The 12,857-nt window shown below is 39.6% G+C and carries 11 protein-coding genes; 3 read left to right on the top strand and 8 right to left on the bottom strand.

The window, feature by feature from the left end; translation table 11 throughout:
- Nucleotide 1 precedes the first annotated feature (1 nt).
- Both RI844_RS10025 and RI844_RS10030 read right to left on the bottom strand, forming a co-directional pair.
- Nucleotides 2-1,504 carry a sulfatase-like hydrolase/transferase gene (locus RI844_RS10025; RefSeq protein ID WP_348394535.1) on the bottom strand — a complete coding sequence of 501 codons (1,503 nt, stop codon included), beginning with the start codon at nucleotides 1,502-1,504 and terminating at the stop codon, nucleotides 2-4.
- A gap of 383 nt (nucleotides 1,505-1,887) precedes the next feature.
- Complete coding sequence (locus RI844_RS10030; protein WP_348394536.1) at nucleotides 1,888-4,803, bottom strand: TonB-dependent receptor; 2,916 nt, start codon at nucleotides 4,801-4,803, stop codon at nucleotides 1,888-1,890.
- Between the two features lie 643 nt (nucleotides 4,804-5,446).
- Here RI844_RS10030 and RI844_RS10035 point away from each other — a divergent pair.
- Complete coding sequence (locus tag RI844_RS10035) at nucleotides 5,447-5,719, top strand: PGPGW domain-containing protein (RefSeq protein ID WP_348394537.1); 273 nt, start codon at nucleotides 5,447-5,449, stop codon at nucleotides 5,717-5,719.
- Between the two features lie 153 nt (nucleotides 5,720-5,872).
- Here the strand turns inward: RI844_RS10035 and RI844_RS10040 are convergent, their stop codons facing one another.
- Nucleotides 5,873-6,592: a DUF3581 family protein gene (locus tag RI844_RS10040; protein WP_348394538.1), complete on the bottom strand. Its 720-nt coding sequence runs from the start codon at nucleotides 6,590-6,592 to the stop codon at nucleotides 5,873-5,875.
- Nucleotides 6,593-6,733: 141 nt separating this feature from the next.
- A complete protein-coding gene (locus RI844_RS10045; protein ID WP_348394539.1) occupies nucleotides 6,734-6,991 on the bottom strand; it encodes a GIY-YIG nuclease family protein in 258 nt (85 codons plus the stop codon).
- A 173-nt stretch (nucleotides 6,992-7,164) separates the two neighbouring features.
- Between RI844_RS10045 and arfB the strand changes: the two genes are divergently transcribed.
- Together arfB and RI844_RS10055 are read left to right on the top strand one after the other, a co-directional pair.
- Nucleotides 7,165-7,578, top strand: a complete 414-nt coding sequence (gene arfB / locus RI844_RS10050) for an alternative ribosome rescue aminoacyl-tRNA hydrolase ArfB (protein ID WP_348394540.1) — start codon at nucleotides 7,165-7,167, stop codon at nucleotides 7,576-7,578.
- A gap of 56 nt (nucleotides 7,579-7,634) precedes the next feature.
- Nucleotides 7,635-8,489 carry a DUF2797 domain-containing protein gene (locus RI844_RS10055; RefSeq protein WP_348394541.1) on the top strand — a complete coding sequence of 285 codons (855 nt, stop codon included), beginning with the start codon at nucleotides 7,635-7,637 and terminating at the stop codon, nucleotides 8,487-8,489.
- A 166-nt stretch (nucleotides 8,490-8,655) separates the two neighbouring features.
- On the opposite strand, the gene RI844_RS10060 is transcribed toward RI844_RS10055, so the two are convergent.
- From RI844_RS10060 to RI844_RS10075, 4 genes are all read right to left on the bottom strand, one after another.
- Nucleotides 8,656-10,023, bottom strand: coding sequence for an NAD(P)(+) transhydrogenase (Re/Si-specific) subunit beta (locus tag RI844_RS10060; RefSeq protein WP_348394542.1), 1,368 nt, complete (start codon nucleotides 10,021-10,023; stop codon nucleotides 8,656-8,658).
- Between the two features lie 32 nt (nucleotides 10,024-10,055).
- Nucleotides 10,056-10,331, bottom strand: a complete 276-nt coding sequence (locus RI844_RS10065; protein ID WP_348394543.1) for an NAD(P) transhydrogenase subunit alpha — start codon at nucleotides 10,329-10,331, stop codon at nucleotides 10,056-10,058.
- Entirely contained in the window at nucleotides 10,331-11,482 is a 1,152-nt protein-coding gene (locus RI844_RS10070; protein WP_348394544.1) for an NAD(P) transhydrogenase subunit alpha, read from the bottom strand. Before RI844_RS10070 ends, RI844_RS10065 begins: the two co-directional genes overlap by 1 nt.
- 472 nt (nucleotides 11,483-11,954) lie before the next feature.
- On the bottom strand, nucleotides 11,955-12,755 hold the full coding sequence (locus RI844_RS10075) for a hypothetical protein (RefSeq protein ID WP_348394545.1): 801 nt from the start codon (nucleotides 12,753-12,755) through the stop codon (nucleotides 11,955-11,957).
- Nucleotides 12,756-12,857: the final 102 nt, after the last annotated feature.

Raw genomic sequence — 12,857 nt, forward strand, 5'->3', positions numbered from 1 at the left:
GTTAGTCCCAAGTTAATTTCAAGAACGCATCGTAACTGGCTTGTGGTGCATTTAAATCAAGCGGATCTTCGACAATGACTTTCCATTCTTCCAGCTGTGCCATCATAGAAACAATCCGATCAGCATGTTCAGGTTTTGTGCTTAAGTCATGAATTTCTAACGGATCAGCTTTCATATCAAATAATTGCGTGCGCTTGATCATTGGGTAATAAATAAGCTTGTAATCTTGTGAACGAACCATGCGCTGAAAATGACGATACGCGCCATAAACGGTATCAAAGGCGACATCTTTTTCACCGTTAATTAACGGCACAATACTAGGTGCATCAACACTTTCTGGAATTTCTAAGCCGGCAAGTTCTGCTGCTGTTGGAAACACACTGTTCAAATAAAACATGCCTGTTGCCGTTTTTCCAACAGGAATATTTGGACCTTTTACAACAAAAGGTGCACGAACGCTATGGTCATACTGATTTTGCTTACCTAATAAACCATGCTGCCCCATAGCCAAGCCATGATCAGACGTATAAATAATTAAGGTATTGTCCGCTTGTCCACTCGCTTCTAGCTCGGCCAAAATTCGACCTATTTGCGCGTCGGTATGCTCGATCATTGCGTAGTATTTACTGAGCATGGCTTTTATGTTTTTTTCAGACCTTGGAAAGCCAGATAACACTTCATCTCGAAGGTAGTAATCACCTTGATCAAAAGGATGATACTTTAGAAAGTTTTCAGGCAACTGCATTTTATCCCTAGGATATTTTGCTAAATATTCATCCGGTGCGTGCAGTGGATCATGCGGCGCTAAGAAACCCACATACATCATAAATGGCTTGCTAACGTCATTACGGTTTGCCAAAAAATCTACCGCGGCATCTGCTACAACCTCACTAGTGTGTTTACCACCTTTGTAGTCAGTAAAGGCTGCATCGCCAGATTTTGTACCATCATAATCGGTGAAATTTCCATCCCAGTGGCCGCCCTTTTCATGACGCGACATGCCATTTTTATGGATTGCCTTGCCATGGGTAAAACTACGACGCCAAACATCCATAGATAAATGCCATTTACCGGTTTGAAATGTATCGTAACCTGACTGTTTAAACGTTTCGCCAAAGGTTGTATGTTTAGCAACAAATTTAGGATCGTTCATCCCTCGGGCATCAAGACCTGTGCGATATAAATGACGACCAGTATTGATCATTTGACGACTTGGCAAACATACCGCGCCAGACCATGCACCTTGATTGAATACATGGCTAAAACGCATACCTTGGTTAGCTAAACTATCAAGGTTAGGTGTATTGATATTGTTATTGCCAAAAGCAGCAACAGTATCAGGGGCTTGATCATCAGTTAATATAAACAATATATTTAAAGGCTTTTCTTGTGCAGGATTTTGCTCACTGCAGCCACCAATAAGTGCCAATATTAATACTGAAAGCAATACGCTAAATATCGTATCACTATGTTTGTTATTTTTACGTGTGCCAATAAAATTCATTAACGCTGCCTTAGTCTTATTGAGAGTACTAAATGATTACATGTTAAAGTTGTTGAACATAAGTAATTCCTTAGTTAATCAAACTACAACAACGTATGACCTTTGTAAAGAATAAACACACCATTTACCTAATTTTACAATTATATAGCGGAAAACTCATCAAAAACATCAATAAAAGACACCGATATTTAAACAAGTTAAATGATCTAATTACCATTTGGTTTGGAACAGAACTTTTCACATCCATGTTAGTTATGAAATTAATCCCTGAACAAAATAGAGTTCAAACTATCCTTGGCAAGGATAGTTAATTAATCCAGAAAGCGAAAAATGGGCAGTAAAAACTGCCCATTTAAATGGTTTTGATATTTAACTAGAGTTAACTAGAAGCTGTAACGTAGTGATAAGCGGAAATCGCTACCATAATCAAAAACTGAGTGAGTACGTTTATCTGAAGTATCGCTTAGATCATTGCCCACTTCGGCAACAATACCGTCAGCTTCATGACCTTGCGGGTTAGTTAGCACTTCATAAAACTTGTCATAACTGTTCGTTAGATTTAAAGCCGAGAAGCTCACTTTCAACTGTTTAGTAATCGCATAATTGGCGGTAAAATCTAGAGTACCACGGGCATCACGAATAACACTGCTGTCCTTGTTAGTTGTTGAACTTAATGCTTCTGAACGATAAGCATAGGCTAAACGTAAACTCAGCTTCTCATCTTCCCAAAATACGGTGACATTACTTGAGTGTTCTGAAGTATTTTTAAATGGCAAGCCATTAAACGGGTCACTGGCATCATCAGGGTTAACAATCGCTTCACTATCAGCATAGGTATAGTTAATTGATGAACCTAAATGCGAAAACAAGCCAGGTAAGAACGTATAGTTTTGCTGGTAAGCAAGTTCTAAACCTTGAATGTCGGCACTACCACCATTAACAGTTTGTTTAATATCAACATCGGCACACGGCGTGGTTGCCGCTAGTTTCTCAGCTTCTGTTTCATGAACACTGCGATCAACAAGACAGGTATTTGTTAACGGGTTTTGAACTTGTTGTGCCGTACTTGTTTTATAAGTAAAGCTGGTAAAATCTTTATAGAACGCAGCTGCAGATAACAACGCACCCTCTTGAAAGTACCATTCAATTGAAACGTCAAACTGGTTGGCCTCAAATGGTTCCAGTGCGGTATTAAATTCATTACCCTGCGGTACTTCTTCTGTATTGTTCGCTTTAATATCAAAGCCAGAACGCACGCTATTAATATTTGGTCGTGCCATAACTTTCGCGGCAGAAGCTCTTAAGATTAAATCATCTTCAATTACCCAGTTTACCGTAACCGATGGTAACCAGTTATCGTAATCATGCTCATCGTGTACAGGGTATTTATAGGTGTCGGTTCCATCAGGTATGTCATCGTAAAAATAGACACCTTGTGGAAATCTAATACCCGAATGACCATTTGCTTCTACTTCAGTGTTCGCATAACGAACACCAAAGTTACCGGTTATGTCACCCCCCAGTAATTCGAAATTGGCCTGTACATAAGCGCCGTAAGTTTTTTCATCTACTTCCCAAGCCTTTAATGGGTTAGGAACAAATAAATCATCACTTAAGCCATTTGGAAATGCCAAAGCAACAGTGGCGTCGATATCTGGAAAAATCCAGTCTGTCGGGGTACCTGCGGGAGCGATTCCATCAAGAAATTCTCCTCCGGTAATACTGCTATCAGCAGCTCCAGGGATGTCGCTGGCCATAATTTTGTTTTCATTTTCGAAGGCACTTGTGCCAAAAAACACTTCTTCATTTCGTACTTCTTTAGTACGGTCAGTATATTTAACACCAAATTCAACAGAAGTAATATAATCGTTATCAAAAGCGCGGCTGGCGTCTAAATAAATACTTGATTTGCTATCGTCAACATCACGGCGATCCGAACGAATCTGGCCTAACTTCATCGTTGTTGGGTCATTACCGTCGTATACATTACAAAAGCTAAATTCAGGTATTGAATCGCCCTCTGGACCATTTTCCCAATCGACTCCACACCAAGTGTCTGGATCGGATTGCTTGCCACCAATATCTGGTACCCAATTCATTCTAAAACCATCAGTGAATTCCTGATCCGAAGCAGAATACCCTACTCGGCCAGAAACCATCCAGTCATCATTAATCGCATGTTCAATTTGTGCCCCCACGACTAAGGTGTCTGTGGTATTTAACCAGCGACCGGATTGGTTCAAGCCACCAACATGTCCGCTACGAATACCAACCACGCGGTTAGAACTATCTTCATCGCCTAATTCAACCATGACCTCGTACGGGTTACGGTGCATGTTATGCATACGAGTATGAGTTTGTTCATGATCAATTTCTTGACGAGAATAGGAGGTGTCAAAACGGAAATCAGTATCTTCATTAGGACGGTATTGGAAGGTTAGAGTGCCGCCTTTTTTAACTTTGTCATCCAGATTAAGACGGTTCAAGTGAAAATTAGGCGAAACTGCCCATGTATCTCCTGGAATTACCTCAAGGGTGTCGGCATTTATTACTGTTTTAGAGCCATTGGTACCAGCCGTACCAGCAGTACTAAATTTTCTGATATTTGAATTGAAAATATTAAACTCTTCTTTACGAACATTTTTCTCATCGTAGAATAACGAACCGGCAAAGCCCATTGATTCGTTAAGATTATAAATACCAGTATAAGCAAAGCGTGGGGTAGTATCTTCGCGTAAATCATTGTGGCGAGCTTCTACAGTGAACACATTCACATTTTTCTTTGATGATAATGGCGCACGCGTTTGTAAATTTATCGCCGCGCCTAATGAGCCTTCTTCTTGATTGGCACTTGGCGATTTAACCACATCAATACGGCTTAACACATCGGCAGAAAACAGGCTTAAATCAACCGCTTGGTCGTCGGTATTACTGGTCATTGACACGCCGTTTAATTTCACGTCATTTAAGGCCGCTTGAATACCACGAACTGTTACTGTTTGATTGTCACCACCGTCTCTATCTAAAGATACCCCTGAGATACGCGATAATGCCTGAGCAATGTTTTCATCAGAAGATTTACCGATTTCTTCGGCAATAATGGAATCAGAAATAGTATCAGCGGCCTTTTTCGCATTAAGCGCCGAAGTTAAACTCGAACGTACACCAGTTACTTCAATAACCTCGACGTCTTCAGCTACACTTGCTTCTTCATAAGCAAGAGCATTGGCACTGATTGAAGCAGATAACGCCATACCAACCAAGGTAGCTATCTGTGATTTTTTAAATTGTTGTGACATGTTATTCCCCCAACGAATTGCTCATTCGTATCGTACTTGTTGAATATAGTTGATCTGTAGCGATTTATATAAAAAGGGCTAAAGTGTTTTGCCTTAATTCGTTCTCTACTACTCTTACAAAGCCTGAATGTTATTTTTATTTACTTTGTAAACAAAATGTAGATGATTAGATGACCTTTGTAAACAAAAAACACACAAAAATGTAAAGAAAAGTAAGAGCAATGTAAAGAAAACGTAAAGAGAAGCGAAATCTAAAAAACAACAAGACCACTAATACACCATACTAAACAACGACTTAAGCATAAAAACAGAAAGGCATTCAAAAATCTTTACAAAACATTAAAGTATTTACATAAAGTTATAATAATCACACAAAAAAAATTATTTAAGCAACAAAATAATTTACATCCATATATAAAAGAGATATTTGTACCAGGAATTTAGTATTACGACTTTAATCATGCCTTCACGGTGCAATGATAAAAGAGGTAAATGGTGAAAATGTAGTGAATAATGCTAATAGATAAATTCTCAATAACACCCAACTTAGTTAAGCTGTTGTTTATATTGACATTGTTATTTATGGCACAAGCTTTGCCTTTTAATACTTAAATAAAACAATGACAACAGAGAAACTAAAATTATGGAACAGTTAAAAACAAAAATCATTAGCATTTTCGGCGGGATAATTTTATTTATCGGGGTTATTTTTTTGGTATTACCGGGGCCAGCAATCTTGTTTATTCCACTAGGGTTAGCAATGCTTAGCTTTGAATACCCTATTGCTAAAGTGTGGCTGAAAAAGTACCAACGTTTTAGTAGTAAGGCAGCACGTAAAACAGACTCATTTATACGAAACATGAAACATCGTTTTGCGGAATATCGTAGTAAAAAGAAATTTGCTAATGCGAAGTAATTAATTATTTTTTGCGGGCATAACAGAATTTATTAGGCGGTTAACAGTCTATTTGTCACGAATAGACGCCTACTTTATTGCCATCCATGGCAAGTAGGCATTCCTTCATCCATGAAGTAAACATTTGTTGGCTTTCGTTATTTACAACAACAATTATTCAGCCGCTTTATAGGCATCTTTCATTGCGTAAAAACGTTTATTTACATCATCCATTGCTGCTTGATCGTACTCTCGTAAACCACTTAACACCATATATTTTATACCATGACCAACAACCTTGTTGTCGCTAAGCAAATCAAATTTAAGCTTAACTTGCCCGCGCTTGCCTTCATGGGTGAGCACTGTTTCTTCTTCGTTCAGCTTTAACGATACGCTTTGTAAGTCAACGGTGTTTAAATCGATATTCATGCTCTCGTACATGATCATTGGTCGTGCAGGGTTAATCATAACGTTATTTTTCTTCATTAAATCACAAAGAATTGTTGGATAAGTGTGGCCCGAAAACTCAACGTAAGAACGAATTAGAGATTCGATTAACGTCTCACAGCGAGTATGATCGCCAGATACATTAAAGTTCAAGTATTCTTTATCGTTATCGCCAACAATTCTTGTTTCTAAACCAACTTTTTCAGGAATGTTTAGTGATACGCTATCTGTTACCATGCCTGAAAAGTTAAATGTCATCTTTTGGCATAAGCCTGTTTTAGACAAAGCAACTGCAAATAATAAGTCTCCTGGTACACAGAAGCGCTTGGCATCAACGTTATGGATAGGATTAAAATCGTCCGCTATTTCCTTGGCAAAGTCACTCGCTTGCTGGCGAGTAAAGTTAACCTTTTGATTTTCTTCACTATAATATTCTTCAATAAACATTGTTTAAAATTTTCCTGGCTCAAAACAAATTGCGGAGCGTAGTTTAACAGTGAATGAGATGTAAATCGAAGATTTATCTACTAATCAGACCACAAAAATATAAATCAATAGTAATAAATACAGTGCCCTACAACGAATACATTAACCTGCAGTAATAAGCTCTAATTTTTTCTTTCTTGTTAACTGTTTAATCGCCCACTCACGCTTACTTGCATGAGAGCGATCATCGCATTCTTCAAAATACACTAAAGTTACCGGTAAGCGATTACGGGTGTATTTAGCCGATTTTATACTGGCAGAGTTATGTTCGCCTACTCGACGTTCAACATCTGTACTGATACCACAGTAAAGTGAGTCATCTGCGCAACGTACCAGATAAACAAACCAAGCATTAGTCATTTATTATTGCTCTCAATCTCGCTACTATATGGCTGTATATTAAACCCATTAAATAATTGAATTAGTATTATTGCTAAAGAGTTTTTGAGTAATGATAGTTATATCAAATCGATGACTGATTCACGAGCAAGAAATTCAATTAAACACTCTTTGTACTCAAGGAATTAACAGATATGCTTGAGATATCTAACGCAGTTAGTTTAGCTGATTGGGAAATTGAACTTACGGGTATTCGAGCCACAGGTAAGGGTGGGCAACGAGTAAACAAAGTTGAAACGGCGATACATTTACGTTTTGATATTAAATCTTCCACCTTACCATCTATTTACAAAGAGAGATTACTTGGGTTTAAAGACCACCATATAACAGCTGAAGGTATAATAATAATAAAATCAAATTCATTTCGTACACAGTCATTGAATAAAGACGATGCCTTAAAACGTTTGAAAGATTTGATCCTAGCAGCTATGGTGGTGCAAAAAACCCGACGGGCGACAAAACCGAGCCGAAACGCTAAAAAGAAACGTGTCGACGAAAAGAAAAAACGGGGCAACAACAAAGCTCTGCGCGGTAAAGTATCATTCTAATAAGCTTAAGCAATTAAACATCTAACCTAATAACAATTAACCATGGGCTATTGACTATGAGTAACAACACCTTAACCGGTCACATTCGCAAAATGACCGCACAACTTATTGATGGTCAGGTTGAATACCAACTGCCTTTAGGTGAGCATTCATTACCTCTTAATGAGCTAATCGGCAAACATTTATCACTAACCCACACAGGCAAAATAAATTGTCAGGAATGTGGCAAGAAAACGAAAAAGAGTTACTCACAAGGCTTTTGCTACCCTTGCATGACTAAACTAGCTAAGTGTGACATGTGCATCATGAAACCTGAAACCTGCCACTTTGCCGAGGGTACTTGTCGTGAACCCGAATGGGGAGAAGCCAATTGTTTCGTACCTCATTACGTTTACCTGGCAAATACTACCGCAATAAAAGTTGGTATAACTCGCCATACGCAAATACCTACTCGTTGGATAGACCAGGGCGCTAATCAGGCCTTACCAATTTTCAAAGTAAGTACTCGCCTACAATCTGGCTTAGTAGAAACAGCTCTTGCAGAATTTATATCCGATAAAACCAATTGGCGAAATATGCTCAAAGGCAAAGCTGACAATATTGACTTAAAAGCAAAGGCAGAAGAGTTAATCCCGCAAATTGAAGCTCGCTTAGCCGATATAAAATTAAAGTATGGTGAAGATGCGGTTGAGCGTTTAGATGAAGATGTAGTTGAAATTGATTTTCCTGTAGAGCAATATCCAAGTAAAATTTCATCATTATCATTTGACAAAAAGAAAGGTGAAGAAGACCTTGAATTTAAAGGTGTGTCTGGCACATTAATGGGCATTAAAGGTCAGTATTTATACTTTGATACCGGTGTTATTAATATGCGTAAGTTTACCTCTTATGAAATTACGGCTAGTTATTAAGTGCAAATAATACGGTAAGAACGCGAGCTATTTATCGCCTCATTTGCTTGATGTAATGATAATAAAAGCACCTGATTACTTCCCTATCAGGTGCTTTTTAAGCTTTAGATCATACATTTATAATTCGTATAATGTTTCACGTTAACTAACCAGATAAATTGAAATACTAATCGGCAAATTGTCGGATCATGGTATTAATCGACTCTTTCGCATCACCAAATATCATTCGGCAGTTGTCTTTGAAAAATAACGGATTATCAACACCAGCAAAACCCGACGACATACCACGCTTTAACACAAAAACATTTTTAGCTAAATCTGCATTAATCACCGGCATACCATAAATAGGGCTGCCTTTCATATCACGAGCGGCCGGGTTAACCACATCATTAGCGCCTATCACAATAGCAACATCAAAACCTTCAACCCTAGGATTGACTTCATCCATTTCGAGTAAAACATCATAAGAAACATCGGCTTCAGCCAAAAGTACATTCATATGCCCCGGCATACGCCCTGCAACAGGATGAATAGCATAAACCACTTCTGCACCATTGCTTTCCAGTAGGTCTTGTAACTCTTTCATCGCATGTTGCGCTTGCGCAACAGCCATTCCGTATCCAGGCACAACCATGACACTTTGCGCAGCTTCCAGTACATAAAATGCATCTTCTGCTGACAACGGGCTCACTTCACCTTCAATAGAGATCTCTGATTTAGTGACTGATTGAAAACCTGAAAACAGCACATTAGATAAAGAGCGATTCATTGCCTTACACATTATACTGGTTAAGATAATGCCGCTGGCTCCTACCAGCGCGCCAGCAACAATAAGTAAATTATTGCCAATAGCTATACCAGCAGCGCAAGCGGCCAGGCCGGAGTAACTATTGAGCAAGGATATAACCACTGGCATATCGGCGCCGCCAATAGGCAAAACCACCATCACGCCCATCACCAAAGCTAAAGTTATAACCAACCAAATTAAATCAGGCTCAACTTGTGTTGAAAACAGGTACCCAGCAACTGCAACACCAATCAATAAGCTGATATTGGCGTATGCTTGACCAGAAAAAACGATCGGCCTGCCAACGATACGTTCGCTTAATTTAGCCCAGGCAACTACACTGCCAGAGAAGGTAATACCACCGATGAGCAAGGCAAAGAAAATTACCGCGCGTTCGAACACGCCAAAATCACTACTTGCTACTATGGTTGACCAAGCGAGTAACAAACTCGCCAATCCGCCTACACCATTAAGTAATGACACCAGCTCTGGCATCTTGGTCATCACCACTAGCCTGGCTAACAGTAAACCAACAACACTACCGGCACCAACAGCCATTAATATCCATTCAAAACTGATAATGCTGTTATCTAATAATGTCACGACAATCGCTAGTAACATAGCTAACGAAGACAACAAATTGCCCTTGCGCGCAGAAGCAGGATGACCTAACAACTTAAGCCCTAATATAAACAACATGGCCGAAACCACGTAAGTGGCATTAATCAACAGTGTACTATCCAACATAATATTCTCTTCTTTAATCTCGTTCGTTTTCGTTATCTTTTCTTAAACATCGCTAACATGCGGTCAGTAACCACATAACCACCAACCACATTAATGGTGGCCAAAAACACCGATAGCACGCCCAATGTAGTAACGTAATCACCGCCTTTACCACCAGCAAGTGCTAAGGCGCCAATAACCGTGATACCTGAGATAGCATTTGCCCCCGACATTAACGGTGTATGTAGAGTCGCGGGAATTTTTCGAATCAATTCAAAACCAACAAAAATTGATAACATCAAAATAAACAACAAAGAAATAGTATCCATTATGCAACCGCCTGTTTTTGCAGAGACAACAGCATTTCACTGACTATTTTCCCTTGGTGAGTAATGACACAGGCACTTAGTACTTCACCTGATAGATCGATATTGAGTGCTTTGTTTTCTTTACACCAAATATCACTGATAAAATGCTGGATGTTATTGGCATACATTTGACTGGCATCTTTAGCGACATAATTTGACCAATTACCTTGGCCAATAACGGTAACACCATGGCAAACAGTTTCTTCTCCGGCAACACTGCCCTGCACATTTCCGCCACTTTCTGCTGCCATATCAACAATAACGCTGCCTGGTTTCATTAACGCAATGGTGCCCTCGGAAATTAATACAGGAGGTTTACGGCCGAACAGTTGTGCAGTTGTTATAACGATATCGGAGTCGGCAATACACTTTGCTTGCGCTTGACGTTGAATTTCCATTTGCACCGTCGTTAATGCTTTCGCATAGCCTTGACTCGTTTCTCCCGTTTCACCTAAATCGATTTCGAGAAATTTACCGCCTAACGATTGCACTTGTTCAGCGACTACCGAGCGGGTATCAAATGCGGTAACACTCGCACCTAACCGTTTGGCAGTAGCAATGGCTTGTAAGCCGGCGACACCTGCGCCGATAACAAATACTTTCGCCGGTTTTAATGTTCCAGATGGCGTCATCATCATTGGTAATATGGATGGCAATTTACTCGCCGCTTTCATCGTCATTACATATCCAGCCAGGCTAGCTTGTGAACTTAACGCATCCATTTTTTGACAACGACTAATGCGTGGGAGCATTTCCATACTAATGCTAGTAATGTTGTTCTTTTGCAGCTCTTGCAAATAACTGGCATCATTAAAAGGGTCAAGAAAGCTAATCAGCGTTTTAGCACTATCTTTGAGAAGAGTTAATTCATTTAGAGGCAGCTTGTGTACTGAAATTATCACCTCAGCTGAGGTTAATAACTCTGCACGGTTTGTAATAACTTCAGCACCTGCTGCACTGTACTCTTCGTCTGAAACATGTATGGATTCACCTAGACCAGACTCAACCAGCACTCGAGCACCACTTAATTTATATGCTTTAACATTCGCGGGCAAAAGCGCACATCTTTTTTCGCCTGTTATTATCTCTTTTGGAAATGCAAAAATTTGCATAATTTCCCCTTTAGCCATAAATCATTACTCGCCACAATGAATAGATACATTAAAAAGGCGACTTATCATGAGTGTTTGAAATTTAAAAGGTGGTCAACCCCATCCTTGGGGGAAGGACCAAGAAACGCTTGTAGTGGTTATGAACACACCGTAGCTGTAGATATCTGCAATGATTATTTTTCCATTTTTATAATAATCGCTTCTAAGCGATAATTACACAAACATCGACACAACCCTTAACTCAAACGTTTGAGTTAATTTACAAATAAAGACTGGTGCTGTCAAGATAAAAAACAATATTGATGAAAAAAAGTACAAATATAAAGTTAAGATCATTACCGAGTCGTTAAACAATGAGCTATTGGATGAAAAATAAATACCAGATGAAATGGAAGATCACGATCAGTAAGTAATAAGCCATAGTCTGTCGACTATGGCTTTTATTAAAAGAAATTCAGTAGATGTTTAGCTTTTATAGCGTAGAAAACGCTTTCATCGGGTTAATGTAAGTCATTTGATGTATTTGTGCTGGCGTCAAACCTAATTGTTCAACCAGGTTAATATCGCTGGATTTCATGTCAATGGCAGAGCCGGCAAAGTTCGTTTTGCCCGGTTGATGAACAATGCGCTCTTTGCCCACGGCCAATTCAATATCTCCAAGCGTGTATAAGCCCTCAGGAGCTCCTGCGGCAGCCATAGCATCGGTGGTGATTATCGTTCTCTCAACACCCGCCAGAGCAATGTAGTTCTTCAACACGTGAAATGGCACGTGATGGCCGTCAGCAATAAAACAAATCCATAAATCATCTTTTAAATTAAGCACGCGTTGGATGATGTTGTCGTGACGATGTAATAGCTGTGGACAACCATTGCCTAGGTGAGTAAACATGGATAACCCGGCAACGACAGCTTGTTGTAACTGCTCAAATGTAGGGTCACAATGTCCAGCGGAAACGGTAACGCCCTGCTCGTGTAAATACTTAGTGACCCGGTTCTGAGCATCAAATTCCGGAGCTAAGGTCACCAATTTCAACAAACCGCCGCAAGCATCGAGCAGCATTGTCATGCGCTCAACACTCGGTCTTAAAATATGTGCTTGCGGATGGGCACCTCGGTAGCCATCGGCGCCATTAATAAATGGCCCTTCCAGATGAATGCCTTTAATCATCTTAGCAATCGTCTCACTCTGCTCTCTCAACCTGACCAGGTTTTTAACCCTAATGATCATATCGGAGAAATCGGCGGTGATAATGGTCGCCAGAATGCCGGACACCCGATCATCTTCGAGTTTTAAACAGGCCTTGTTCAAATTTTCCAAAGTTAAATCGTTTTGGTTAAAATCAATGCCAGCATAACCATTAACCTGAACATCAAA

Source organism: Thalassotalea fonticola (assembly GCF_032911225.1).
GTDB classification, from domain to species: Bacteria; Pseudomonadota; Gammaproteobacteria; order Enterobacterales; family Alteromonadaceae; genus Thalassotalea_A; species Thalassotalea_A fonticola.